Consider the following 25,161-nt stretch of genomic DNA (forward strand, 5'->3'; position numbering starts at 1 on the left):
CTCTTGGTGTGGGTGTTCCGCACAGTTACTGTTGCAGTGGAAAAATATTTCCACCCGGAACTAACCAGGGATCGTAGCATGACGCTTTATGGATGTTGCATACTAATAAAAAAAACCGCCGTTTACGCCATGAAAAGTTGCAAACAAGTGACATTTCACTGCTATAAACGCAATGAAATCTATCGTTTCAATATGCGCATTTATTTGGCAGGCGCCGGGCGGCGGATCGCTAGCCCGGCAGCCGCGCATCGCGGCACAGCAGCTCCTCGAGCGAGGCTTGCGACAGGGCGGGGCTGAAGTAATAGCCCTGCATCTGGTCGCAGTCGTGCTCGCGCAGGAAAGCGAGCTGTTCCCGTGTTTCGACGCCTTCGGCAATCACCTTCATCTGCAGGTTGTGGCCGAGCGCGATGATCGCGCGCGCGATCACGGTATGACCGTGTTCGGCAACGTCGCCGAGGAAGGAGCGGTCGATCTTGATGAAGTCGACCGGGAATTTCTGCAGGTAGGACAGGCTCGAATAGCCGGTGCCGAAGTCGTCGATCGACAGGCGCACCCCGAGCGCCTTCAGTTCGGCCAGCGCCTCCATCGCTTCCTCCGGGTGATCCATGAGCTGGCTTTCGGTGACTTCGAGCTCGAGGTTGCGCGGGTTCACGCCCGCGTGCGCCAGCGTGCGGGCCAGCTGGCTGGCGAACTGGCGCTGGCGCAGTTGGCGCGCCGACAGGTTGACCGAAATGACGAAGTCCTCGATGCCGAGCGCCTCGAGCGCCTTCAGGGCGCCGCAGGCTTCGAGGATCACCCATTCCCCGAGCGGCACGATCAGGCCCGATTCCTCGGCGACCGGGATGAACTGGTCCGGGGCCACCACGCCGTTGATGGGGTGGTGCCAGCGCACCAGCGCTTCGGCGCCGACGACCTTGCCCGTGCGCAGGTCGACCTTGGGCTGGTAGCCGAGCACCATTTCGTGGTTCCCGATGGCGCGCGAGAGGCTCGCCTCCAGCAACAGGTGCTGGTGCACGACCTGGTTCAGCTCCATCGAGTAGAACTGGCAGTTGTTCTTGCCCAGCGATTTGGCGTGGTACATGGCTGCGTCGGCGGCGCGCATCACGCGGTCGACCGTGTCGCCGTCGTGCGGGAAGCGGCTCACGCCGATGCTGGTGCCGGCCACGATCTCGCGCCCGGCCACGTTGATCGGCGCGGAAACGCGCAGGCGGATGCGCTCGATCAGGTCCGCCAGCTGCTCGTCGCCCGCCTGGTTATTGATCACCAGGACGAACTCGTCGCCGCCGACGCGGGCGACCGTGTCGTTCTCGCGCACGCTCGCACGCAGGCGGTGGGCGATTTCGCGCAGCACCACGTCGCCGGCATCGTGGCCGAAGTTGTCGTTGATGTGCTTGAAGTTGTCGAGATCGAGGAAGGCGAGCGCCCCCAGCGCGTCGTTGCGCACCGCGAAATCGATGGCGAACTTCAACTGGTCCTGGAGCAGGGTGCGATTCGCCAGGCCGGTCAGCGGGTCGTGGTGGGCCAGGTGGTGCAGGCGACGTTCATAGTGCCGCGCTTCGGTGATGTCGTTGATCACGCCCACGAAATGGGTGACATGGCCATCGGCATTGATGACCGGATCGATCCGCAGGTCGTTCCAGAACACCTCGCCGTTCTTGCGGGCGTTGCGCAGGATCGATCGCACGCTTTGCTTGTTCTGCAGGGCGTCGTGGATGCGCTGGTGCTCGATCGTGTCGCAGCCTTCGATGCGCATGAAATGCGGGTCGCGTCCCTTGATTTCCGCCAGCGTGTAGCCGGTCATCTGCTCGAAGGCCGGGTTCACGTATTCGATCGGATGTTCCCCGTCCTGGCAACAGGTGATCACGATGGCGTTGACGCTCGAATAGATGGCGCGCTCGCGTATCAGCAGGCCCTGTTCGGTCTGCTTGCGCGCCGTGATGTCGAGGCCGGTACCGAAGATGCAGGGCAGGTCGCCCAGGTTGGTGCGGGCGCAGTGGAACAGCAGGGTCGTGCGCTTCCCAAGCTTGCCGATCATTTCCGCTTCATGCGAGGAGCTGCCTTTGTCGAAGGCATCGAGGATCTTCTGCACGATTTCTGCGCGGTCTTTTTCCTCGAAAAAGTACTGGACGTTGGTCGTCGGCAGCTCTTCGCTCGTCATTTCCAGCGCTTCCTCGAGCTGGTGGTTCCACAGCAGCAGGTGCCCGCTCTGGTCGATGACGTAGAACACGCAGGGCAGCCCTTCGATGAGGTCGGCGGTCGGCAGGTCCTGGATCAGCGCGTAGCGCGGCGGGACCAGCCCGGCGCGCGGAATGACGATGACGCTGTAGGTGCCCGCCTGCTCCGGGTCGAGCGATTGTGGTGCGATCGTGACGCGCACCGGCAGGCGGCGCCCGTCGGCGCAGCGCAGGTAGCCACTGGAATCGAGCTCGGAGCGCGCCGCGATGGTCAGCGGCGGCTCGCGCGCATCGTCGAACTCGATGAGTTCCTCGAGGCGGCGCCTGCGGATGTCGGCCGCCGTGTGGCCGGCAAGCTTTTCGCACGCCTTGTTCCAGCTAGCAATAGCGCCGCTGGCATCGACCACGAAGACTGCCAGTGGTAACGGTAACAAGTTCAATGCGTCCTCCTGCATTGGCATGTGGTATGCATGAATGCATGATAGTCCTGTGAACGGTCAGGAGCGAACTATTTCGCTTGCGGATATGGAACGGGGTCTGGCGAAGTTATTGCGTTGCAGGGGCAGGTGGCGCCGGCGCCAGCACGGCTGGCACGCGCTCTGCCGCCACGCGCGGAATCCTGCGTCCGGCTTCGATGCCTTCATTGAACAGGTTCTGGATCGGCGTGTTCAGGTAGGGCAGGACGACGCTGATGGTCAGCATGCCGACGCCGAGGGTGATTGGGAAACCGATACCGAAGATGTTGAGCTGGGGCGCGGCGCGCGTCAGGATGCCGAGCGCGACGTTGGTGATCAGGAGGGCGGCGAGGATCGGCAGCGAAATCTGCAGCCCGGCCGAGAAAATGCGGCTGCCCAGGCGCGCCAGTTCCAGCGGCGCGGCAAGCGACAGCGGAGTGCTCGACACCGGCAGGCTGGTGAAGCTTTCCGTCACTGCCGCGACCAGCACCAGGTGCGCGTTCACGGCCAGAAAAGCCATGGTCGCCACCATCGACATGAACTGGCTGATCGCGTTGCTGCGGCCCTGCGTGTTCGGGTCGAAAAAGGAGGCGAAGCCGAAACCCATCGTCGCGCTGGCCAGTTCGCCGGCGTATTCGATGGCGGCGAACACCAGGCGCATCGAAAAACCCATCGCCAGGCCGACCAGCAGTTCCTGCACCAGGATCAACAGGCCCGCGTACGAGGTCGGCTCGACGGCCGGCATCGGCGGCAGGTTCGGCGCGACGATCATCGCCAGCAGCACGCCGAGGATGACTTTCACCTGGGTCGGCACGCTGGCGTGGCCGAACAGCGGGGCGGACGCGATCATGCCGAGGATGCGCGTCAGCGGCCACAGGAGGCTGGCGATCCAGAGGTTGATTTCGCCTGAAGTCAGCGTCAGCATCGGCGGTGCAGCAGCCTTAACTGACCATGCCCGGGATGCCCGTAAACACCTGGCGCATGTAGTCGAGCATGACCGACAGCATCCATGGCCCGGCAATGGCGAGAGCCAGGAACACGCCGATCAGTTTCGGGATGAAGGAGAGGGTGGCTTCGTTGATCTGGGTCGCGGCCTGGAAGATGCTGACCACCAGGCCGATGATCAGCGCGATCAGCAGCAGCGGCGCCGACACCATCAGCGTGATTTCCATCGCCGTGCGGCCCATCGTCATGACGGTTTCGGGAGTCATCGCCTTGCCCCTAATTGAAGCTCTGGGACAGCGAGCCCAGCAGCAGTTGCCAGCCGTCGACCAGCACGAACAGCATCATCTTGAACGGCAGCGAAATCACGGCCGGCGACATCATCATCATACCCATCGCCATCAGCACCGAGGCCACCACCATGTCGATGATCAGGAAGGGGATGAAGATCGCAAAGCCGATCTGGAACGCCGTTTTCAGTTCGCTGGTGACAAAGGCCGGGATCAGGACGCGCAGCGGGATGTCTTCCGGTCCCTGCAGGGCGGGGGTGCGCGAAATCTTGACGAACATGGCGAGATCCGCCTGGCGCGTCTGCTTGACCATGAAATCCTTCAGGGGCTGGGCGCCGCGCTGCATTGCCTCGGTCATCTGGATACGGTTTTCCTGCAGCGGCACGTAGGCGTCGGTGTAGATCTTGTCGAAGGTCGGGCCCATCACGAACAGGGTCAGGAACAGGGCCAGGCCGACCATCACCTGGTTCGGCGGCGCGGTCTGGGTGCCGATCGCCTGGCGCAGCAGGGAGAGCACGATGATGATGCGGGTGAAGCTGGTCATCATCAGGAGCGCGGCCGGCAGGAAGGAAAACGCCGTCATCAGGAGCAGCGTCTGCACCGGCAGCGAGTACTGTGTGCCGCCGCCGGGCGCGGCGCTGGTGGTCAGGGCGGGAATGCCCGGCTGGGCCAGTACGGCCAGCGGCAGCAGCATCAAGCCCGCGACCAGCAGCAGTTTCTTCTTGTTCTGTAGTACCCGCATTACCTTGAACCTTTTAGCTTATTTCGCATTACGCTTGTCGATCGTCTGTTTCAGCCAGTCGGCGAAGGTCGCGGCGGACGGCGTGTGGCCCGCCAGGGTCGCCGTCGATTGCGTCGCTTCGCCCTTGGGCATCGTCGCCAGCGCGTTGACGCGGCCCGGCGAGGCGCCGACCACGATCCACTGGTCGCCCACTTCCACCACCATGATGCGTTCGCGCCCGCCGATATTCATGGCGCCGACCATGCGCAGGTTGGCCGAATTGCCGCTCATCTTCGGGCCATAGCGCTTCATGGCCCAGGCCAGCGCGGCCAGGAGCGCCAGCACCAGTGCCAGCGCGAGGATGGTTTGCAGCAAGGTGCCTGCCGATGGCCCGGCGGCGGCCTGCGGCATGCGCGCCGGGTTGGCGGGCGTGCCGGGAATGGCGGCTGGCGCCGCCGGCATGCTGGCCACGTCGGGCGCGGGCGTGGTGCTGCCCGTGGTGGTGGGGACTTCGCCGACGGTGGTGGCCCGTTCGTTCACGGGAATGCTTGCGGGTGTGCCGGTGGCGCTGCCTGGCGCGGTGCGTGCGGCCGCGGTAGCGGCGCCCTGGCGCGGTGTCACCGGCGCCGTGCTGCTGTCCTGCATGCTCGCATCCGGCTGGCGTGGGACCAGTACGGGCGGCGGCGCCTGCACCGCCGGCTGGCCTGGCGCGGCGGGTGCCTGAACGACGGCAGCGCCCTCGCCCGGGGCAGGTGCGCTGGGCGCCGTCGGCTGGGCCGCGCAGGCGGCCAGCGGCAACAGGAGGGCGAGGGCGAAGGGCAACATCATTTATTCAGTTTTCTGATCCGTTCCGAGGGCGTGATGATATCAGTCAGGCGGATACCGAACTTGTCGTTCACGACCACGACCTCGCCCTGGGCGATCAGGCAGCCGTTCACCAGCACGTCCATCGGCTCGCCGGCCAGGCCGTCGAGTTCGACGACCGAGCCCTGAGCCAGCTGCAGCAGGTTCTTGATCGCGATCTTGGTGCGGCCGAGTTCCACCGTCAGCTGGACCGGGATGTCGAGGATGAAGTCGATGTCGTTCGGGGTGTCCGGACGCACGTTCTTGGTGCCGAAGTCCTGGAACACGGCGGCGCTGGCGGTCTGCTGCTTTTGCAGCGCCGCGGCTTCGGCTGCGGCTTGTTCCGCGATCGCGGCGCCCCAATCGTCGTCGAGGATTTGATCGTCCTGGTTGTCAGACATGGTGTTTCTCCTGAATTACTTGAAGCTGTCGCTATTGGCCAGCAGTTTCTCGACCTTCAGCGCGTACTGGCCGTTGAAGACGCCGTAAGAACATTCCATGACGGGCACACCATCGACGGTGGCCTGGATGGCTTCGGGGACGGTGATGGGAATCACGTCGCCCACTTTCATGTTGAGGATGTCGTCGAAGTTTGCGCGGCCGTGGCCGAGTTCCGCGACCAGTTCGACTTCGGCCACCTGGATCTGCTGCGTCATCAGGCGGATCCAGCGCTTGTCGACTTCCAGCGCCTCGCCCTGGATGCTCGAGGTCAGCGCGTCGCGGATCGGCTCGATCATCGAATACGGCATGCAGAAGTGGATCTGGCCCGACACCGGGCCGAGCTCGATGGTGAAGGTGGACGATACCACGACTTCGTTGGGCGTCGCGATGTTCGCGAACTGCGTGTTCATCTCCGAGCGCACGTACTCGAACTCGATCGGGTAGACCGGCTCCCACGACTTGGTATAGGCCTCGAACACGACGTCGAGGATGCGCATGATGATGCGCTGCTCGGTTTGCGTGAAGTCGCGGCCTTCGACCCGGGTGTGGAAGCGGCCGTCACCGCCGAACAGGTTATCGACCAGCAGGAACACCAGGCCCGGATCGAACACCATCAGCGCGGTGCCGCGCAGCGGTTTCATGTGGATCAGGTTCAGGTTGGTCGGGACCACCAGATTGCGGATGAATTCGCTGTACTTCGAGACCCGCACCGAACCGACCGACACTTCGGCGCTGCGGCGCAGGAAATTGAACAGGCCGATGCGCAGCAAGCGCGCGAAGCGCTCGTTGATGATCTCGAGCGTCGGCATGCGGCCGCGCACGATCCGCTCCTGGGTGGCCAGGTTGTAGGTGCGCACTCCCGAGGTGTCTTCAGGCGCGATCGACTCGTCCTGGTCGCCGTTGACCCCGCGGAGGAGGGCATCGACTTCTTCCTGTGAGAGGAAATTATCGGCCATGTTGTTTCTTTGCTGGATGCTTACTGGATAATGAACGAGGTGAACAGCACGTCGGCGATGTCCTGCTCGTCGCCGTCCTCCTCGAAGGGCTGCTGGACGACGGCCTTGATCTCGGCCGCGAGCTGCTGTTTGCCAGCGACAGTGTTGATTTCCGATGCCTTCTTGCCCGACAGCAGCAACAACACGCGGCTGCGCACCTTGGCCATGTTGTCCTTGACCAGCAGGACCTGCTCCGGGCCTGCTACCTGCAGTGTAAACTGGACTTGCAGGTACTGGTCGCCGTCTTCGGGCTGCAGGTTGACGGTGAAGGCGTCCACCGGCACGTATTCCGCCTTGACGTCGGACTTCTCTTTTTTCTTCTTTTTCTTCGGCTTCGCTTCTTCGCTGGCTTCAGCGTCGCCGCCCTGCAGGAAGAACCAGCCCGCGCCAGCCCCACCGCCGAGCACGAGCACGGCGGCGACCAGCATGATCATCAGCTTCTTCTTCGAGCCTGCTGCGGGTGCTGCCGCGTCTGCCTTCGGATCAGCCTTCATTTTCGGATTCGCTTTCAAGATGCCTCAGCTGCTAGGGGTTGCGTAATGATGCCATTATGAAGAAAAAGTGCACGGCGGCAAGCTTTGAAAAGAGGGGCGAAGGTGGGTTAGCTTGGGGTTTGTGGAAATATGCGGACACCCAAAGAAAAACGGCCGCGCTATCGCGGCCGTCAAGGGAACTGTTTGCTCGTCAGGCAAAGGTATCCACCGCCCCGGCGCCGCCCAGGATGCTGGTGCGCTGGCGCGGTGCTACTTCGGCCACGGCGCTGTCGCCGCCCGTGCCATTGCCGCCCTTGCCGCCACCCGGCCGGCCGGAGCCGTTCCCATCCTGCCCCTGGCGCCCCTCGGCGCCGGCATTCACCGTCGCGTTGCCGAGGGCGATGCCGCTCTCGCTCATCATTTCACGCAGGCGTGGCAGGGCGTTTTCCAGCGCCTGGCGCACCTCGAGCTGCTGCGACGAGAAGGTCACGCTGGCCATGTCGTTCGACACGTTCAGCACCACCTGCACCGGGCCGAGGTCGGGCGGGTTCAGTTCCAGCGTGGCGCTCTGGTCTTCGCCGCCCACCATCCAGATCACTTTCTGGCCGACTTGGTTGTCCCAGGCCGGAGTGCCGACGCGCGCGCTCAGGCGGTCGGATGGAACGGCGCCACTTGCCTGTGCGGTTTGCAAGGCGCTGGCCTGCGCCGTGAGGCTGGTCAACCCTTCGGAGCTCGCAGCCGGCTCTTTCACGACAGCCTGCGCCACGGTGTCGCGCAGCTTCGCCGCGAAGTCGCCCGTTTCAAGCGGCAGCGTCGCCGAGTCGCCCGCCTTGGCCAGGTCAAGCGCGCGCAAGTCGATACCCGGCTCGGCCTTGTCCTTCGGTTGATCGGTCACGGCAGCCAGGGCCGTGTTGCCATCAAGCCTCACGACCGGCTCGGTTCCGTCGCCCGGCTTGCCCTTGAGCGCGTCGAAGAGCGCGCCCGGCTGGGCCGCCATGGTCTCGGCCACAACCGGTGCGACCTGCTGCACCTGGTTGAAGCTGGCGACCATGGCCAGCATGTCGGCGACTGCATCGGCCACCGTGGCGTCCGGGGCGGCGGGCGCCTCGTCCGTCGTTTCAGCCGTGGCGGCAGCGCTCTTTTCCGCGGCGGCAGGCGTCTTCGCGGCATCGGCCTTGTCGGCGGCCTGCGCGCTTTCCTTCGCAGGCTCCTTGTGGGCTTCGCGTGCCGGTGCCTTTGCTTCATTGGCGGCCGGCCTGGCGGCGGCCTGCGGCTTCGGGCCAGCGAGGGCTTGCTGCGGCGCCGTGTTCGGCTGCGGCTGGGTCAGCGCCTGGCGCTGCTCCAGTTGGCGCTGTTCGATCTGGCGCAGTTCGATCTGTTGCGTCAGCGCTGCGCCGAAATTCACGCCATCGTTCGGCACGGGCGCACTTGCGCGCGGCGCCTGCGCCGGCGCGCTCGGGGAGACCTGGATCGGGAGGGAAGTCGTTTGCATGGTCATCTCGAGATTAACGGGTATCAGGCTTAACTGCGTGCCTTAACTGCGACGGACAGTACGCGCCGCGTGGTCGTCCATCATTTTCTGGTCGCGCTTGTTTTCGACTCTCAGCGCCTCGGCCGCCGCGCGTTCGGTCAGGGTGCGGTAGGACAGGCGCTTGCGTTCGCTTTCCTGCCAGCTCGTCTTTTCCAGTTCGCTCTTGTACTTCGTATGTTTCAGCACTTCCTGCTGGCCATTGATCGCGTTGTCGAGCTTGCCGACGAAGGCCACGAAATTGGCGTAGGCGAAGGGCGTGATGCCCGCCATCTGCGCCTGGTCGAGGCGGTCGGCATAGTCCTGGCGGTAGCCCAGCAGCATGTTCAACTTCTGCTCAGCTTCCTCGACCGCCTTCAAGGCCGCGCCCAGCCGCTTGGCGGCGGCGTCGGAATCGCGCTGGGCCAGCTCGATCAAAGTTTCTAAAGCGGAAGTATTTGCCATGGGGAATCAAAATTCAGTGGATCGAGTATAGCGGCCGTGCCGCCTCGTCGATCAGCTGAACAGAGAGGTCAATTGCCCCAAGCTCTGGCCCATATTCGTGTTTTCGTGAATCTCCTGGCACAGGAATTCCTCGATCTGGCCATTCAGGGCAATGGCCTGGTCCAGCACCGGGTCGCTGCCGGCCGCATACGCCCCGACGCTGATCAGGTCGCGCGAGCGCTGGTAGCGCGAATACAGCTGCTTCAACTTGCGCGCGGCCAGCTGGTGCTGGTGCGAGGTGATGCCGTGCATGGCGCGGCTGATCGACTGCTCGATATCAATCGCCGGGTAGTGGCCCGCTTCGGCCAGGTGGCGGTTGAGCACGATGTGGCCGTCCAGGATACCGCGCGCGGCATCCGCAATGGGGTCTTGTTGATCATCGCCCTCGGACAGCACGGTATAGAAGGCGGTGATCGAGCCGCCGCCTTCCAGGCCGTTACCGGCGCGTTCGACCAGCACCGGCAGTTTCGCGAACACCGACGGCGGATAGCCCTTGGTGGCCGGCGGCTCGCCAATCGCCAGCGCAATTTCGCGCTGGGCCATCGCGTAGCGGGTCAGCGAATCCATGATCAGGAGGACGTTCTTGCCCTGGTCGCGGAAGTGTTCGGCAATCGCGGTGGCATAGGCCGCGCCCTGCAGGCGCATCAGCGGCGGGCTGTCGGCCGGCGCGGCGACGACCGCCGAGCGGGCCATGCCGTCTTCGCCGAGGATCTGCTCGATGAATTCTTTTACTTCGCGGCCGCGCTCGCCGATCAGGCCGACGACGATCACGTCGGCCGTCGTATAGCGCGCGATCATGCCCAGCAAAACGGATTTGCCGACGCCGGTGCCGGCGAACAGGCCGAGGCGCTGGCCGCGGCCGACGGTGAGCATCGAATTAATCGCGCGCACGCCGACGTCCAGGGTGTCCTTGATCGGTGTGCGGTCGAGCGGGTTGACCGGGCGCGCGTTGATTGGCGCGACTTCATCGGTGCCGAGCGGTCCCTTGCCGTCGAGCGGGCGGCCGGCGCCGTCGACCACGCGGCCCAGCAGCTTCATGCCGACCGGGAGGTGGCGTGCGCGGTCGCTCGGGCGGCGCCGCGGATGGGTCACCGTGCCGGGACGCGGGATCGAGGGCTCCACCGGATGCACCCGGGCGCCTGGCACCACGCCTTCGACATCGCTTTGCGGCATCAGGAACAAGCGCTCGCCCTCGAAACCGACGACTTCCGCTTCGATCCTCGCGCCGTTCGGCAGCGGGATGGTGCAGGCGCTGCCGACCGCCAGGCGCAGGCCGACGCATTCCATCACCAGGCCGGCCACGCGCGTGACGCGGCCCGACACCTGCATCGGCTCGACGAAACCGAGCAGCGAATCGCAGTCGGCAAGGTAGGACTTCCAGCGCGCCGTATGACGATCCAGCGGGCGGTCGAGGGCGGTGTCCACAGGGGTGTTCAAAGGGGTGTCCACTAAGCCAGCCAGTCCACGTTCTTGCCGAGCGACTGGGAGAGGCGGGACCAGCGCGCGCTTGCCTGGGCGTCGATCTGGTTGCTGGCGGTATCGACCTTGCAGCCGCCGCGCCCGATCTGCGGATCGGCGACAACGCGCCAGCCGCCCTTGTCCAGTTCGTCCGCCAGCGCCGCGCGCACGATCTCGACGTCGTCCGGGTTCAGGGCCAGCACGGCCGGGGCCTGCAGCACGGGCAGGTAGTCGATCGCCTCGCGCACGATCGGGATGATCAGTTCAGGGCGTACCGCGAACGCGGTACGGACCATGGAGCGCGCCAGGTGCAGGGCCAGGTCGAGCACGTCGGAGGCGATGGTTTCGTCGGCTGCGGCGACGGCGTTGCCGAAGGTGGCGGCAATCGCGCGCAGCGTCGCCATTTCATCGGCGGTTTCCTGCTGGCCGGCTTCGAAGGCTTCGTTGTGGCCGGTGGTGCGGCCCTCGAGCAGTCCCTCGGCATAGCCTTCCGCGCGGCCTTCGGCGCGCGCCGCCTCGCGGATTTCCTCGAGTTCGGCGGCGGTCGGCAGCTCGATGGCCGGCGCCGCCGAGTGAAGGAAAGGTCCTGCCGCTACTGCCCCCGCTGACGCGGCCGCAGTAGCGGCAGCCGCAGCAGCGGCGCGTTCCTCGGCCTGGACCCGTGCGGCGAGCGAGCTTGGACGCTCGTCGCCGAAGGAGGTCATTTCCCAGCGCTTGAAGGCGCCTTGCGTGTCTTTGCTCATTATTTACCAATCACACGAAGGAATCGTCGCCTTTGCCGCCGAGGACAATCTGGCCCTCGTCGGACAGGCGGCGCACGATCTGCAGGATCTGCTTTTGCTGCGCTTCGACTTCGGACAGGCGCACCGGGCCTTTCGATTCGAGGTCTTCGCGCATCATTTCGCTGGCGCGCTGGCTCATGTTCTTGAAGATCTTCTCGCGCAGGTCCTGCGAGGCGCCTTTCAGGGCGATGATCAGCATGTCCGACTGCACTTCGCGCAGCAGCAACTGGATGCCGCGGTCGTCGATGTCGATGATGTTGTCGAACACGAACATCTCGTCCATGATCTTCTGCGCCATGTCGTTGTCGTAGTTCTTGATGTTTTCCATGACCGCGCTTTCCTGCTCGCCCGCCATGAAGTTCAGGATCTCGGCCGCGGTGCGCACGCCGCCCAGCGACGATTTCTTGATGTGCTCATTACCCGACAGGAGTTTCGTCAGCACGTCGTTCAGTTCGCGCAATGCCGCCGGCTGCACGCCGTCGAGCGTGGCGATGCGCAGCACGACGTCGTTGCGCAGGCGGTCGGTGAAGTGGGAGAGGATCTCGCAGGCCTGGTCGCGCTCGAGGTGGACCAGGATGGTGGCGATGATCTGCGGGTGCTCGTTGCGGATCAGTTCCGACACCGACTGCGCGTCCATCCACTTCAGGCTTTCGATGCCCGAGGCGTCTTTGCCGCCCAGGATGCGGTTCAGCAGCACGGCGGCCTTGTCGTCGCCCAGGGCTTTCGTCAGCACTTCGCGGATGTACTCGTCCGAGTCGAGGCCAACGTCCGAGTGGGCGTCGGCTTCGTCGCGGAAGGCTTCCAGCACACTGACCACCTGCTCGTGCTGGACCGACTTCATGGCGGCCATCGCGGCGCCGAGTTTCAGCACTTCGCGCGGGCCCAGGAATTTCATTACTTCCGCCGCTTCCGATTCGCCCAGGGCCAGCATCAGGATCGCTGCCTTGGTGATACCTTCTTTGTCCTTGTCGCTCATTCCGCACCCACCCATGCCTTGATTACGTTAGCCACGATGCGCGGATCGTCACGCGCCATTTCCTTTGCCATCGCCAGGTTGGCGCGGTAGCTGCGCTCGCGCGGCGCTTCCTCGCCTTCCGGCTCGATCGGCATGCCGTCCGCGCCGAGCGTGACGACGGCCGCCTCGTCCTCGTCTTCTTCCGGTTTTTCTTCTTCCGGCTCCGCAGTCGCTTCGTCGAACTTGCGCACCACCGGGCGCAGCAGCGGGCGCAGGATGCGGAACCAGAGGAAGGCGATGACCGCCGCGATCAGCAGGTATTTGCCGATTTCCCAGGCCAGCGGCAGGTTGGCCGGGTCCTTGTACCAGTCGGGGCCGTTTTCGTCCGGGCGGTCGACGCCGTCGAACGGGGCGTTGGCGACGTTCATGGTGTCGCCGCGCGCCTGCGAGTAGCCCATCGCCTGCTTCACCAGTTCGTTGATCTGCGCCACTTCGGCGGCGGCCAGCGGCTTGACCGTGACCTTCCCGGTGGCCGGGTCGACCGAGCGCCGGTAGTTCACCACCACGCCGACGGTCAGGCGCTTGATGCCGCCCATCGGGCGCTGCTCGTAGCGGACGGTCTTGTCCACCTCGTAGTTGGTGGTGGCGTCCTTGCGGCTCGGGCCCGTCGTGGCAGCGCCGGGCGCGCCGGGCGCGGTACCTTCTAACGGGGCGGTCGCCACGCCGGGCGGCTGGTTCGACAGCGCGCCGGGAATGCCGTTGGCAGGACCCGTCGTGGGTCCCAGTTGTTCCGAGGTCTGCTGGCTGCGGATCGCCTGCGGCTCCGGCGGCGAGTTCGGTTTGTACATTTCGGCGGCGGTATCGACCTGCGCGAAATCGATCTCGGCGGTCGCCTCGGCGCGCACATTGCCCTTGCCGACGATCGGGCTGATCAGGGACTCGACCTGCTTGATAATGTTCTGCTGGACCATCTCGACATACTTCAGCTGGGTCGCGTCCAGCTGCTTGCCGAGTCCATTCTGCTTGGGCTGCTCGGAGAGCAGGTTGCCGTTCTGGTCGACCACGGTGACGTTGCTGGTCGTCAGTTCCGGGATGCTCGAGGCCACCAGGTGGACGATGGCGCTGACCTGGCCCGGATCGAGGGCGCGGCCCGACTGCAGGTTGAGCAGCACCGACGCCGTCGGCTTTTGCTGGTCGCGCACGAACACCGACGGTTTCGGCAGCGCCAGGTGCACGCGCGCGCCGGCCACCGAGCCGAGCGACTGGATTGAACGCGCCAGTTCGCCTTCGAGCGAGCGCTGGTAATTGACCTGTTCGAGGAACTGCGACACGCCCAGCTTCTGGTTTTCCATCAGCTCGAAGCCGACGTTGCCGCCTTTCGGCAAGCCTTGCGCGGCCAGTTTCAGGCGCAGGTCGGGCACCTGTTCGGCCGGCACCAGGATCGCGCTGCCGCCTTCGGAAAATTTATAGGGCACACCCATCTGGTCGAGCGAGGCAGTGATCGCGCCGCCGTCCTTGTCGCTGTAATTGGCATACAGGACGCGGTATTCCGGGCCGCTATTCCACAGCCAGATCGCAAGCACGACTGCCAGCACGGCCGCCACGCCACCACCGATGAGCACGTTTCGACCCATCGGGGTCTTCAGGAACGGTTGCGGCTGGGCTGGTGGATCGAGCAATACGTCGGCGGTCGCGGCCATGTTGTTGTCCAAGGGAAAAAGGAGATCAGGCCGCATTATGAAGCCATACGGCAACATTCAAACCGGCGAACAGGGCCGGGTTTCCCCTCCTGCTCGGGGCAGGCGCTGGTCATCATGCTGGTAACCTGTAAGCCTGACATCGCTCCGATACAGGTTTGTATTCGGGCACGCAAGAGACAAGAAGGAGAACCCATGAACGTAGGCGGAATCGACAGCAGCCGGATCGAAGCGATGATGGCCCAGCTCAAGGCCGCGGCCACGAAGCCGGCCGCGCCTTCATTGGTACCCGGGTTGGCGCCCGGCGCTGCACCCGGCGTCAACGAAGGCCCATCGAAGGTCAGCTTTTCCGATGCGCTGAAGAACTCGCTCGAACAGGTCAGCAATACCCAGAAGCATGCGTCCGAACTCGGGCAGCGTTTCGCCATGGGCGACGACAGCGTCAGCCTGTCGGATACGATGATCGCGATGCAGAAGTCGAGTATTTCATTCCAGGCGACGGTACAGGTGCGTAACAAGCTGGTGTCGGCGTATCACGAGATCATGAATATGCAGGTGTAACATCACAATTCAGCAAATGCGAAACGGGCCGCTTCCGGTATGGAATGCGGCCCGTTTTCTTTTGGAGCGGTTCAGGAATTTTGCCCGGCCTGCAAGCGGTAGATCCTGAAGCGCTTCACCACCGCCCGTCCCAGGTCGATGCCGGGCTTTTCGATGAAATGGTAGGCAATATACGACAGGCTGCATACGGCGAAAATGAAAACCAGCCAGGAAGCGGGCGCCGATATGCCCTTGAGGTAATGGAATGAGAAATGACGAATCGGGTCGTGTACAAGGTAGATGCCATACGAGTAGCGGGCAATCACGCTGCTGACGGTGGCCACCAGGCCCGATTGTATTTCCCTGCATCGCGGAATAAGAAGGCCGAGCCCGAGGCAAATCAGCCAGGACAGGAAGGTGGCGTTGACTCCCCGCCCGACAAGCGAAGGATACAGGATGGCCATCGCGCCGACATAAGCGAGCAGCACGGCGGGCGACCATGTGCGCGGCAAATCGCGCTGGCAGTACGCGAGTACACCTGGCAGGAAGCAGGGGAAAAACTTGATCAGGGTGTAATCGAGTCCGAGCCGCCAGAATATGATCACGACGGCAACGGCGATACACCACAGCACAGCGATGCGGCTGGACGAATAGATGCCGCCGGGCCGTGCCCAGATATACAGCAGGGGCAAAAAGAAATACATCTGGAATTCGAATGGCAGGCTCCACAGCACCGGCGTAATGGACGGGCTTCCGGTCAGGTTCTGTATCAGCAGGATATTGCTGAGGAAGGTGAACAGAGTGGGACCCGCCCCCGAATGCATCCGTTCGATCGACGACAGCAGGACAATGACGACAATGGCCAGGGGGTAGATGCGGAAGGCGCGGGCGACGAGGAAGGACAGCGTCGTGGCGCCCTGCCTGTCGGTATCCCGCTGGCGCTGCAGCGACAGCATTAGCACCAGGCAGGTGTGCACAAAGAAAATCAGCACACCGAGCGTGCCCAGGGTTTGCGTGTCATAGCCGCCGGGGCGCACCAGCGATTTATCCAGCAGAAGGTGGCTGAGCACGACAAAACTGACCGCCAGCGAGCGAAGTACGTCGAGATTCGTGGAAGGGTTATTCACGGCGCTCGCTCCATCGAAGTGGAACGCGGAGCACAACCGGCCGGCCCCGGAACGGGCCTCGCCAAGCCGGGCGCATGTCGCATACAGACCATCCGGGTTCCTTTGCTGCGGGTTGAAAAATCGAAACAGTTCAGCCGTGAATTTTACCGGGGGATCAGGAATGGAACTTGATATAGATGAGTAGTAGAGGCTGTGTACGAAAAATCGGACACGGTCAGATGTTATATTGCTGAAAGGTTCCCTAAGAAATGTTTTATGAAAAGCGCCGTCAATGAATTGCCTTATATTCAGTTTCCGAAAATAAGGCGCCTCTCTTCCATTTGAACAATTTCCCGTCGAGTAGGTCCCGAATTGGCATCTGAGCCTGTATGACGTCCGTCAAAGGCTGAGTTGTCGATGTGCGTACCGTCATATTTGGCCGATTCCCATCGCGCGTGAAGAAGTTAATCGAGCCAACAGGCAATTCGCTGACGAGGCTGTCCAGCCAGCGAATCTTTCGGAAACTTTCATGGAGTATATGGTGACTGATCGAGACATGGTACGGAGGCGTTTTCTACGCGACTCAGCGCTTGCGATAGCTGTACCTGCTATTCCGATAGGTGCCTGGGCACAAACAGTCCTCCAGCGGCGCCTGGAGTGGCAGACCTTCAAGACGACTCCCCAATATGGATCGCTACTGACGGCAATCCGCCGGATGAAGGCCAATACCAATTCGGCCGACCCCAGGAGCTGGTCCTATTGGACAAATATCCATATCAACCGCTGCCCCCATGGCATCGCCTACTTTCTGTCATGGCACCGCGGTTATTTGTATCATTTCGAGCGCCAGCTGCGTCTCGTTGCCAATGATGCCAGGCTGGTCCTTCCATATTGGGACTATTATTCCTACGCGACCCTGCCTGCCGAATTCACCAATGCAAGCAGTACCAATCCTTTATATGTGCCTCGGCTCAATACCAACGTGCGGCAAGCCCTGACCCTGGCCCCGTTTTCGAATACGCTGACCAACTTCCAGCGCGGGCTGAGCAATGCCTTCGAGCCTGTGCTGGAAAGCGCTCCGCATAATCCGGTCCATGACATCATCGGCAATGTCATGGCGACCATGCAGTCGCCGACAGACCCGATTTTCTGGCTCCATCACGCGAATGTCGACAGGCTGTGGGCCGCCTGGGTCAACGCCGGCGCAGGCAGGCAAATGCCGGCCAGGACCCACCTGTACTGGTCGGGCAGCCACACTTACAACAGCACGCTGTCGATACAGAAACGAGTGACCTACGACACGCGCAGCAGCCTGTACTACTACTATCAGAGCGAGGTGATGCCCACCCGGTTGCCGCTCGCCGATCTCTCGCGCGGCAAGGTATTCCGAGTGCAGGCCGATGGCAGCGACCCGCTGGTGCCTGTCCCGCCACCAGGTCCGTTCAGGGTGAGCGGACGCAAGTCCACCGGCGACGCGACGTTTTCGATTGGCGGCGCGCTTGCCATCGGACTGGATCAGCGCTCGGTCAGCGCGCAGTTCCCGATCGCAGCGGACGACTGGTCTGCCGTGCAGGAAATCGCGCGCGGTAACACGGGGTCCGTCCGGGGGAGTGCAAAGAAGTTCAAATCCGTGGAGATCGTGCTGGACAAGGTCGAACTGGCCGACGACGGTAAACAAGGCGGTTACTACTACCAGGTCTACCTCAACCTGCCTGCAGCCGATGGGGCGTCGAACAGGCTGAAGTCCATGCAGATCGGGACAGTGGGCGCCTTCCAGATCAGCGGCGCCATGCATCGGGACGGCACGGCGCAACTACGTTTCCCGGTACCGCGGCGCCTGTTGCACAATCCGGCGCTGCGGCTCGGGATCGCGTCGATATCGTTCATCCGGGTCGATGGCGATATCAGTCCTCGTGGCCCGACGATCGGGATTGGCGAGGCCCGGTTCGAGCTGTCCACCGAGGACAAGGACTCCTGACGACAGGGTGGCCGGGTGATCAGCCGAGCCCGGCCAGCTTGGCGTTGCGCTCGCGCTCGAGCCGGGTGATGTAGCGCTGCACGGCCGCCATGTTGCCCCGTGAAATATCCACGAACATGCAGCCGATGCGGCGGCTGGTTTTGTTGTTGAGCATGGTTACGTCGAGCGAGTTGCGTACCTGCAGCGAGGTCGTGACCGTGCCGATTTCCGGCAAGTCGATGCGGCAGCCGGTAAAGATCTGCCCGACCGTCGAGTTCAGCAGCATTTTGTTGTCGAGCAGCGCAACACCGCCGCAGCTGATGTCGGCCAGCGGGAAGGTGGTATTGCCGCCACCCAGCTCGAACGGCATCGGCACCACGGCCGGCACCGGGTTGGTTACCGGCGTCGGCATGCGGTAGAACTCGCGGCGCTGCAGGCGGATCAGCGTTTCCGGGATGTCCGCCACGAGTGCGGCAGTGCCTTCATGGACGGTGTCGTGCACGCTGCCGAGGCTGAACAGGATGCGGATCTTGTCGAGGTAGGTCTCGCAGGTCACGCCACGGGCATTGACGATGCGCTCGTTCTGCTCGCGGTTGATCGAGCGGTCGAGGATGAACTGGCCGGAGTCCGGATCGACCTCGAGGATCGAGGTCACGCAGACGTCCGCCTCGCCCTTGATCTTCATGCGGATCAGTTGTTTCTTTTCCTCGATCTGGCGCAGCAGCGCGACGATTTCCCGGCGCGACCCCACTTCGTAGTCGTGCCAGTTTTCCAGTTCTGCGTCATGAATTGCTTGCATCTTGTTCCGCCGATAGTGCAGGTGAGTCGATCAGGAGCGCGCTGTCGGGAGGCGCCGGAAGAGGTTGGCCGAATTGTTGCGCGGACTCAATATGATATAGCCATGCCAACAGTTCCGCAATTGCGCGGTACAAGGCGGGGGGAATCTGGCCGTCGAGGTCGATGTCCATCAGTAGCGACACCAGTTCCTTCGATTCGTGGACGAATACGCCGGCCTCCCTGGCGCGCTCGATGATCTGCTCAGCCACCAGTCCGTGGCCCTTGGCGACGACGGTCGGCGCGCTCGAGCCGGCGGCGTAGGCGAGGGCGACGGCATGCTGCCGGCGCGGCGGGACCGGCGGTGCTGGCGGTGCTGGCGGAGTTGGCGAGTTCACGCGTCGTCCCGGCCGTGGATGCGCAGCGCCGCGAGCGCGCTGCCGCCGGCGGCCAGGGCGTCTTCCAGGCGCGGCGCGGCATGACGCAGCAACCCGGCAGCAAGCCCGCCAGCCTGCAGGTCGATCTGCAGCCGGTTGCCGCGCAGGCTGATGCGCGCTTCCACCTCGCCCAGGACGGTAAAGCGCAGGTGCAAGCGGCTTTCCCAGCCAGGGGCATTGGGCTGTGCCAGATGCCCCTCGTCGCCGGGCTCGTCCACCTTTTCGCGCGTGATTTCCCAGTGCAAGGGCTGGCCCGGGCCGAGCTGGCCCTGCCAGGCAAGGTGGCCGCTCTCGTGCGTAGCCAGTTGCTGGTTGATGAGCTGGGCGGTTGCCGGCTCCGTGGGCGGCGTGCCGGGCGCCTTGAGCGCTTGCGGCTCGGCCATCAGTTCGGCCAGCGGCCGTTTTCCTTCTGCCCACTGGGCGAGGTGCGACTCATAGAACAGGCCGCTTTTCGCGATGGCATTCTGCAGCTGTGCGGCAAGCTGCGCCGGATCGGGCGCGCCCTGCGGCGCCAACGGGGTCGTACCGGCAATCGGGCTGGCCGGGCCTTGCGCGGCCCCTTGCAGCACCTGCGACAACAGGCGCGCGGCCGGGCTCAGCTGGGCACCCGGGTCCGCGCCCGGGTCGCCCCCTTCATTCCCGGCGGCCGTATGGATTGGTAGAGCGGCGGCGAGCTTCGCCGCCAGGGACGCGGCATGCGCGCCGGGCGGCAGCGGGCTGCCGTGCAGGGTGGCGTCGCCCAGACCAAAGGTCGGCTGGGGCGAGGCCGCCAGGACGGTCATGCTGAGTTGGGCGCCCGGCTGCGTGCCCGGCGGCAGCATCATGCGTACCGGCATGTCGGCTACCCGCATGTCGGCTACCCGCACCATGAAGCTGCCGTCCCCCAGGCGCGCCAGCACCGATACCGGAACCTTGCTGCCCAACATGGTCGCAAGCGTGCGCTGGAAGGCTTCCAGCCGCGGGTCGACGCTGCGTTCGGCCGGCGCCGCCGGCCGGACCGGCAGCGGGGCGCTGACGCCGGGACTGGGAATGCGCTCGACCATGAGGCGGGAGAGTTAAAACAGGAGGATGAAAGTCAGACGCTGCCGTAGGCGTTGGCAAGGCGGCGCTGGGTGCCGGAGTTGTTGATCATCGCCGAGAGCTGCGCCATCCAGGGCATGGTCAGGTCGCGGATCCTGCGGTCGTCGGCCAGGATGCGGCGGATGCAATCGATCTTTGCCTGGCGCCCGCTCGAATTGAGTTCGACCGCCGCCTCGGAACGCTTGAGGATGTCGACATGCGCGGTGCAGCGCTGCTCGAGCACCACCAGATGGTCCCAGTCGCCCGCTTCGGCCGCGGCAAGCATCTGCCCGGTCAGTTCGGCCACGGTGGCGTATTCGGAGAGTACTTCCTGGCCGGTCATCATCAGGCGCTCGCCAGGACAGGGTAGTGCGCCATCGCGGCCGGTTGTACGGGCTTTTCGCCGATCTGCGTCCAGGCGTCGCGCAGGTCGAGCAACAGGCCCTGGACTTCCTCGAGCAGGGCGGTGCTGTTTTGCAGGCTGGCCGTCAGGAGGCGCTCGGTCATGTAGACGTAGAGGGCGTCGAGGTTGGCGGCGATGTCGCCGCCGGCTTTCTTGTCGAGGCTGGCGCGCAGGCCGTTGTTGATGATGTCGAGCGCCTTGGTGATCGCGGCGCCTTTCTCGGCAATATGGCCGGCCGCCATGTGGGTCGCCGCGCTCTTGATGGCGACGAGCGCGCCGTCATACAGCATGACGATCAGTTTGTGGGGCGAGGCGGAAATGACCGACGTTTCCAGTCCTACTTTGGCGTACGCGTTGACGCCGCGCTGCATCGATCCAAACATCGTGAACCTCCAATACTTCATGGCCGGGAGCGCGCCGAAGCGCTTCTCCTCAATAAATTTTCGTGCTGCAGCTGGTCGGGCGCGGCCGCGGGGCCGTCCTGCCATTCTTCAGCGAGGGTAGTTTACTGGCTTAACGGCAGCTTCTAACCGGACTTGAGAGCTGGGAATACCCGGCTTTTTGCGGCTTTGTTATCCCGATAACGGTTTGAGGGCGAAGGGAAGATTGAGGAGGCAGGGCTTGCGCGGCAATAAAAAAGGCGTGCGCGGGGTATGCGCGGGATCAGTCGTTGCGCGGCTGCTTGCGGCGTTCGTGATGGCGCCGCAGTTCGGGCGATTGCAGTGCGCGGGTGAGGATTGCGCGCGACACGTTGCAGGTGTCGAGATATTTCAGGGCGAAATCGACCCCACGGATATCCACCAGGTAAAGAGCATATTCGGCGGCCAGTGCCGTCTGCTCGTCGGTTCTTCGTTGGGTCATCATGGATTCACCGTTATACAAGGGGCGGGCCGTGGCGCGAGCCGTGCACCGCCTGCGCGCATTGTGCGCGCATTCCGCACGCAGGGGGCGCGCGCTTCACGTTGATACAATGATATCCATATGCAAGGTGCGCACCGGAGCGAATTGTTAGAAATTGTTTCCGTCGCAAAAACGCATCACATCGCACTAGGGCGCAGCAAGTGATTTCGTTCCGGCCGCACCGCCAGGTACAGGCCGGCATCGAACGCGTCGAGCGGGCGGGCGTAGAGAAAACCTTGTGCCTGGTCGCAGCCGCTGTCGCGCAGGGCGCCGGCCTGCGCCGCCAGTTCCACTCCTTCGGCGACGACCCGCAAGTTCAGCCGGTGCGCCATGGCGACGATGGCCCCGACGATTGCGCGCGAGTCGGCGCTGTGCACCATGTCGTGGATAAAGGACTTGTCGATCTTGAGCTTGTCGATCGGCAGGCGCTTGAGGTAACTGAAGCTCGAGTAGCCGGTGCCGAAGTCGTCGATGCTGAGTGTGACGCCCAGTTTTTTGAGCTGGTGCATGATCGCCAGGCTGCGTTCCGGATCGGCCATCGACACGCTCTCGGTCAGTTCGAGCTCGAGCGCGTCCGCGCCGAGCCCGGCCCCTTGCAACAGGTGTTCGATGGTCGCCACCACATCGCCCTGGAGGAACTGGCGCGCCGACAAATTTACCGCGACCGGCACCTCGGGCAAACCCTCTTCGCGCCAGGCCGCCATCTGCCGGATCGCGGTGCCGACAATCCATTCCCCGATCGGGACGATCAGGCCGGTTTCCTCGGCAATCGGGATGAATTCGTCCGGCGACACGATGCCGTATTCGGGGTGCTGCCAGCGCAACAGGGCCTCGAAGCCGGCCAGCGTGCCGCGCCGCAGGTCGATCTTTGGCTGGTATTGCAGGTACAACTCGCCGCGCTCGAGGGCGCGCCGCAGGTGGCTTTCCAGCGCCATGCGGCGCCCGAGTTCGTGCCGCTGGTGGAGGGCGAAATGCTCGATGCGGGAGCCGCCCAGGGCCTTGGCGTGGCGCATGGCCGCGGCCGCGTTGTTGAGCAGCAGGTCGGCATCCTCGCCATCTTCGGGAAAGCAGGTAAAGCCGATGCTGCAGGTGAGGGCAATCTCGGTGCCCGACCAGAAGACGCTGTGGTTGACGGTGCTCATCAGCCGGCGCAGGCGCTCGCGCAGGCCGTTTGCCGCACCCGGCTCGTCCAGCACCAGGACGAACTCGTCGTTGCCGGTGCGCGCCAGCATTTCACCGGGCGCCAAATTCGCCTTCAGGCTGCGCGTGACGGCCACCAGCACCTCGTCGCCGGCGGCGTGTCCCATCGCCTCGTTGATGCGCTTGAAGCGGTCGAGGTTGAGGCAGGCCACCACGGCCGGCACGCCGCGGCTGCGCCAGTCGACGATGCCGTCGCCGATCATGCGCAGCAGCGCCTGGCGGTTCGCCAGGCCGGTGAGCGTATCGTGGGTCAGCAGGAACTCGACCTGATCGGCGGCGCTGGCCAACTGCGCGCTGGGCGCGTGGTGCTGCAGTTTCTCGTGCAGCTGTTCTCGCAGCTGTTCATGCAGCTGCTGGGCGGCGAAGGCCAGCTGGCGGTGATAGATCAGCTCCTCGGCCATGCGCGCCAGTTCGTGCAGCTCGGCCAGTTCGGCTTCGGCGATCTCGCGCGGTTCGGTGTCGATGATGCACAGGGTGCCGAGCTTGGCGCGCTCGACCGAATACAGCTGCACCCCGGCATAGAAACGTATATAAGGTGCGCCGACGACGATCGGGTTGTCGGCGAAGCGCGGGTCGCGGGCGGTATCGGGAATGACGAGCGGCGCGTCGGTGAGGATCGCGTGGCCGCAGAAGGACACCTCGCGCGAGGTGTAGTGCGCGGCAAAGCCGCAGCGCGACTTGAACCACTGCACGTCGCTGCCCACCAGGGAGATCAGGGCGGTGGGCACGCCCAGCAGCTTGGTAGCCATGCGCGTGATCCGGTCGAACGCTTCTTCGGGACCGGTGCCGAACAGGTTCGTCGCGTACAGCGCCGCCAGACGCTTTGCCTCGTCGACCGGGATCTCGGGTTTCTGCATAGTTCACAATTTACCGGCCGCAGTCCGGTACCTGTACATAGGGACGTGTCACCAGAATCCCCAGTGTTGCCACTGCGGGCTCGACAGGAATTGTGTCATGCTTTTATGTAATGAAACGTGAAACAAGGTCGTCCGGTGTGGATGACCAAGAGGATCGGAAACAAACAATGACGCGGGCCTTCAGGATTTACCGAAGCGCGCCGTTAATCCGGTTTGCAAGACGGCCTCATACGTCGGGTTGCGACGCCGCTCCCGATATAAAGTTGCCCACCAACATTTTTTTAAAAAATTTCCTCAAGGTTTTGCAGAGGGCTCCGTTAAAGAATACAAGCGAGCTGAAACAGCGAAGCAAGCACCGAACCCTGATAGCAGCACCTAACTTGAACTGCCCACTGGAGAACTACCATGTCGACCATCAACACCAACATGTCGTCGCTGAATGCGCAACGTAACATCACCAAGTCGGCAGGCGAGCTGTCGAACTCGATGACCCGCCTGTCGTCGGGCCTGCGCGTCAACAGCGCCAAGGACGACGCAGCCGGCCTGTCGATCGCGACCAAGATGGACTCCCAGATCCGCGGCATGTCGCAAGCGTCGCGTAACGCCAACGACGGCATTTCGCTGATCCAGACCGCCGACGGCGCCTTGTCGAACATCGGCGACGCCCTGCAGCGTATCCGCGAACTGGCGGTCCAGGGTGCCAACGGCACCAACGGCGACGACGAGTGGGCGAACATCAATACCGAAGTCCAGGAACTGAACGACGAAATCACCCGTATCTCCGAGCAGACCAAGTTCAACGGCAACGCGGTTCTGAGCCAGGCCGGCACCACCAAGGACATCCAGGTCGGCGCCGACGCGGCCCAGACCATCACCGTTACCTTTGGCGCAGCATCCGATTTCTCGAACCTGACCATCGCCGATATCGCCGATGAAACAACCTCGACGGCCGTGATCACCCAGATGGACGAAGCGCTGAAGGCACTCAACACCGAGCGCGCTTCGCTGGGTACCGCGCAGAACCGCATGGGCTACGCCATCAGCAACCTGGCAACCTCGATCGAGAACCAGTCGGCAGCAAAGAGCCGCATCATGGACACCGACTACGCTGCTGAAACCAGCAAGCTGAGCCGCTCGCAGATCCTGCAGCAGGCCGGTACCGCGATGCTGGCCCAGGCCAACTCGGCACCGAACAGCGTGATGTCGCTGCTGCGCGGTTAATCGAACGGTATAATCCATGAATTGACTGTGCGGGGGCGACCCCGCACAGTTATTTGTAGAGAGGTGTTCCGATGTTGCAACCAATACAAGCTGGAAGCCCATCGGTCGTCGCCGGCAGCACGGCGCGGCCGGCTGCCGAGGCCTCGATCAAGCCTGTCCCGAATGCCGCGCACGTCGCGGCGTTTGCACAGGTGGAGCGCGCGCCCGGCCCGGTGGAGCTGGGCAATGTCGTCGCCGACCTGAACAAGGTCGCGCAGGCGAATGCGCAGGGCGTACGCTTCTCGGTCGACGAAGACACCGGCCGCACCGTGGTCAAGGTGGTCGACACCCAGACCGATACCGTGCTGCGCCAGATCCCGAGCGTCGAAGCGCTCAAGCTGTGGCGCTCGATCGAGCAGATGCAGGGCGTGATGTTGCGCGATAAAGCATAACCGGGCTTGAACCTGAGCCCGACACCTGGCTTGACTGGA

The 25,161-nt window shown here is 63.8% G+C and carries 26 protein-coding genes; 4 read left to right on the forward strand and 22 right to left on the reverse strand.

Features of this window, described 5'->3' with window-relative positions:
• Window positions 1–229: 229 nt before the first annotated feature.
• From ACFPN5_RS17815 to fliF, 14 genes are all read right to left on the reverse strand, one after another.
• On the reverse strand, window positions 230–2,614 hold the full coding sequence (locus ACFPN5_RS17815; protein ID WP_379785120.1) for a sensor domain-containing protein: 2,385 nt from the start codon (window positions 2,612–2,614) through the stop codon (window positions 230–232).
• 106 nt (window positions 2,615–2,720) lie between these two features.
• On the reverse strand, window positions 2,721–3,554 hold the full coding sequence (gene fliR / locus ACFPN5_RS17820; RefSeq protein ID WP_379785121.1) for a flagellar biosynthetic protein FliR: 834 nt from the start codon (window positions 3,552–3,554) through the stop codon (window positions 2,721–2,723).
• A gap of 16 nt (window positions 3,555–3,570) precedes the next feature.
• A complete protein-coding gene (gene fliQ / locus ACFPN5_RS17825; protein ID WP_379785122.1) occupies window positions 3,571–3,840 on the reverse strand; it encodes a flagellar biosynthesis protein FliQ in 270 nt (89 codons plus the stop codon).
• A gap of 10 nt (window positions 3,841–3,850) precedes the next feature.
• The gene (fliP, locus tag ACFPN5_RS17830) at window positions 3,851–4,603 is read right to left on the reverse strand and encodes a flagellar type III secretion system pore protein FliP (protein ID WP_379785123.1); all 753 of its coding nucleotides are present in this window, start codon (window positions 4,601–4,603) and stop codon (window positions 3,851–3,853) included.
• Between the two features lie 18 nt (window positions 4,604–4,621).
• Window positions 4,622–5,410 (reverse strand): flagellar biosynthetic protein FliO, encoded by a 789-nt coding sequence (gene fliO, locus ACFPN5_RS17835; protein WP_379785124.1) that lies wholly within the window; start codon window positions 5,408–5,410, stop codon window positions 4,622–4,624.
• Window positions 5,407–5,826, reverse strand: coding sequence for a flagellar motor switch protein FliN (gene fliN, locus ACFPN5_RS17840; RefSeq protein WP_379785125.1), 420 nt, complete (start codon window positions 5,824–5,826; stop codon window positions 5,407–5,409). The genes fliO and fliN overlap by 4 nt, the downstream gene beginning before the upstream one ends.
• A gap of 15 nt (window positions 5,827–5,841) precedes the next feature.
• Window positions 5,842–6,822 (reverse strand): flagellar motor switch protein FliM, encoded by a 981-nt coding sequence (gene fliM / locus ACFPN5_RS17845; RefSeq protein WP_379741601.1) that lies wholly within the window; start codon window positions 6,820–6,822, stop codon window positions 5,842–5,844.
• Window positions 6,823–6,842: 20 nt separating this feature from the next.
• Entirely contained in the window at window positions 6,843–7,355 is a 513-nt protein-coding gene (gene fliL / locus ACFPN5_RS17850; RefSeq protein WP_379785126.1) for a flagellar basal body-associated protein FliL, read from the reverse strand.
• A 190-nt stretch (window positions 7,356–7,545) separates the two neighbouring features.
• Window positions 7,546–8,826 carry a flagellar hook-length control protein FliK gene (locus ACFPN5_RS17855; RefSeq protein WP_379785127.1) on the reverse strand — a complete coding sequence of 427 codons (1,281 nt, stop codon included), beginning with the start codon at window positions 8,824–8,826 and terminating at the stop codon, window positions 7,546–7,548.
• 42 nt (window positions 8,827–8,868) lie between these two features.
• Window positions 8,869–9,306 carry a flagellar export protein FliJ gene (gene fliJ / locus ACFPN5_RS17860; protein WP_379785128.1) on the reverse strand — a complete coding sequence of 146 codons (438 nt, stop codon included), beginning with the start codon at window positions 9,304–9,306 and terminating at the stop codon, window positions 8,869–8,871.
• A 51-nt stretch (window positions 9,307–9,357) separates the two neighbouring features.
• Window positions 9,358–10,674: a flagellar protein export ATPase FliI gene (gene fliI, locus ACFPN5_RS17865; RefSeq protein WP_379785737.1), complete on the reverse strand. Its 1,317-nt coding sequence runs from the start codon at window positions 10,672–10,674 to the stop codon at window positions 9,358–9,360.
• A gap of 119 nt (window positions 10,675–10,793) precedes the next feature.
• On the reverse strand, window positions 10,794–11,546 hold the full coding sequence (locus ACFPN5_RS17870) for a flagellar assembly protein FliH (RefSeq protein ID WP_379785129.1): 753 nt from the start codon (window positions 11,544–11,546) through the stop codon (window positions 10,794–10,796).
• 10 nt (window positions 11,547–11,556) lie between these two features.
• A complete protein-coding gene (fliG, locus tag ACFPN5_RS17875) occupies window positions 11,557–12,561 on the reverse strand; it encodes a flagellar motor switch protein FliG (protein WP_379785130.1) in 1,005 nt (334 codons plus the stop codon).
• Window positions 12,558–14,240 carry a flagellar basal-body MS-ring/collar protein FliF gene (fliF, locus tag ACFPN5_RS17880; RefSeq protein WP_379785131.1) on the reverse strand — a complete coding sequence of 561 codons (1,683 nt, stop codon included), beginning with the start codon at window positions 14,238–14,240 and terminating at the stop codon, window positions 12,558–12,560. The genes fliG and fliF overlap by 4 nt, the downstream gene beginning before the upstream one ends.
• 192 nt (window positions 14,241–14,432) lie before the next feature.
• On the opposite strand from fliF, the gene fliE reads away from it, so the two are divergent.
• On the forward strand, window positions 14,433–14,798 hold the full coding sequence (fliE, locus tag ACFPN5_RS17885) for a flagellar hook-basal body complex protein FliE (protein ID WP_379785132.1): 366 nt from the start codon (window positions 14,433–14,435) through the stop codon (window positions 14,796–14,798).
• A gap of 71 nt (window positions 14,799–14,869) precedes the next feature.
• On the opposite strand, the gene ACFPN5_RS17890 is transcribed toward fliE, so the two are convergent.
• Window positions 14,870–15,904 (reverse strand): acyltransferase family protein, encoded by a 1,035-nt coding sequence (locus ACFPN5_RS17890; RefSeq protein WP_379785134.1) that lies wholly within the window; start codon window positions 15,902–15,904, stop codon window positions 14,870–14,872.
• A gap of 694 nt (window positions 15,905–16,598) precedes the next feature.
• Here ACFPN5_RS17890 and ACFPN5_RS17895 point away from each other — a divergent pair.
• Window positions 16,599–17,861, forward strand: a complete 1,263-nt coding sequence (locus tag ACFPN5_RS17895; RefSeq protein ID WP_379785136.1) for a tyrosinase family protein — start codon at window positions 16,599–16,601, stop codon at window positions 17,859–17,861.
• 19 nt (window positions 17,862–17,880) lie between these two features.
• Here the strand turns inward: ACFPN5_RS17895 and ACFPN5_RS17900 are convergent, their stop codons facing one another.
• From ACFPN5_RS17900 to ACFPN5_RS17930, 7 genes are all read right to left on the reverse strand, one after another.
• Entirely contained in the window at window positions 17,881–18,639 is a 759-nt protein-coding gene (locus ACFPN5_RS17900) for a flagellar brake protein (RefSeq protein WP_379785137.1), read from the reverse strand.
• Complete coding sequence (locus ACFPN5_RS17905) at window positions 18,623–19,012, reverse strand: EscU/YscU/HrcU family type III secretion system export apparatus switch protein (RefSeq protein WP_379785138.1); 390 nt, start codon at window positions 19,010–19,012, stop codon at window positions 18,623–18,625. The genes ACFPN5_RS17900 and ACFPN5_RS17905 overlap by 17 nt, the downstream gene beginning before the upstream one ends.
• Complete coding sequence (fliK, locus tag ACFPN5_RS17910) at window positions 19,009–20,094, reverse strand: flagellar hook-length control protein FliK (RefSeq protein ID WP_379785139.1); 1,086 nt, start codon at window positions 20,092–20,094, stop codon at window positions 19,009–19,011. The genes ACFPN5_RS17905 and fliK overlap by 4 nt, the downstream gene beginning before the upstream one ends.
• A gap of 32 nt (window positions 20,095–20,126) precedes the next feature.
• The gene (locus ACFPN5_RS17915; protein WP_379785140.1) at window positions 20,127–20,456 is read right to left on the reverse strand and encodes a flagellar protein FliT; all 330 of its coding nucleotides are present in this window, start codon (window positions 20,454–20,456) and stop codon (window positions 20,127–20,129) included.
• Entirely contained in the window at window positions 20,456–20,896 is a 441-nt protein-coding gene (fliS, locus tag ACFPN5_RS17920; protein ID WP_379785141.1) for a flagellar export chaperone FliS, read from the reverse strand. Before fliS ends, ACFPN5_RS17915 begins: the two co-directional genes overlap by 1 nt.
• A 280-nt stretch (window positions 20,897–21,176) precedes the next feature.
• Window positions 21,177–21,377: a hypothetical protein gene (locus ACFPN5_RS17925; RefSeq protein WP_379785142.1), complete on the reverse strand. Its 201-nt coding sequence runs from the start codon at window positions 21,375–21,377 to the stop codon at window positions 21,177–21,179.
• A gap of 173 nt (window positions 21,378–21,550) precedes the next feature.
• Window positions 21,551–23,470, reverse strand: a complete 1,920-nt coding sequence (locus tag ACFPN5_RS17930; RefSeq protein WP_379785143.1) for a putative bifunctional diguanylate cyclase/phosphodiesterase — start codon at window positions 23,468–23,470, stop codon at window positions 21,551–21,553.
• A 405-nt stretch (window positions 23,471–23,875) separates the two neighbouring features.
• On the opposite strand from ACFPN5_RS17930, the gene ACFPN5_RS17935 reads away from it, so the two are divergent.
• Window positions 23,876–24,691: a flagellin N-terminal helical domain-containing protein gene (locus ACFPN5_RS17935; RefSeq protein ID WP_379785144.1), complete on the forward strand. Its 816-nt coding sequence runs from the start codon at window positions 23,876–23,878 to the stop codon at window positions 24,689–24,691.
• A gap of 71 nt (window positions 24,692–24,762) precedes the next feature.
• Window positions 24,763–25,122, forward strand: coding sequence for a flagellar protein FlaG (locus ACFPN5_RS17940; RefSeq protein ID WP_379785145.1), 360 nt, complete (start codon window positions 24,763–24,765; stop codon window positions 25,120–25,122).
• The last annotated feature ends 39 nt before the right edge of the window (window positions 25,123–25,161 follow it).

The organism is Massilia niabensis, from assembly GCF_042655085.1.
GTDB lineage: Bacteria > Pseudomonadota > Gammaproteobacteria > Burkholderiales > Burkholderiaceae_D > Telluria > Telluria niabensis.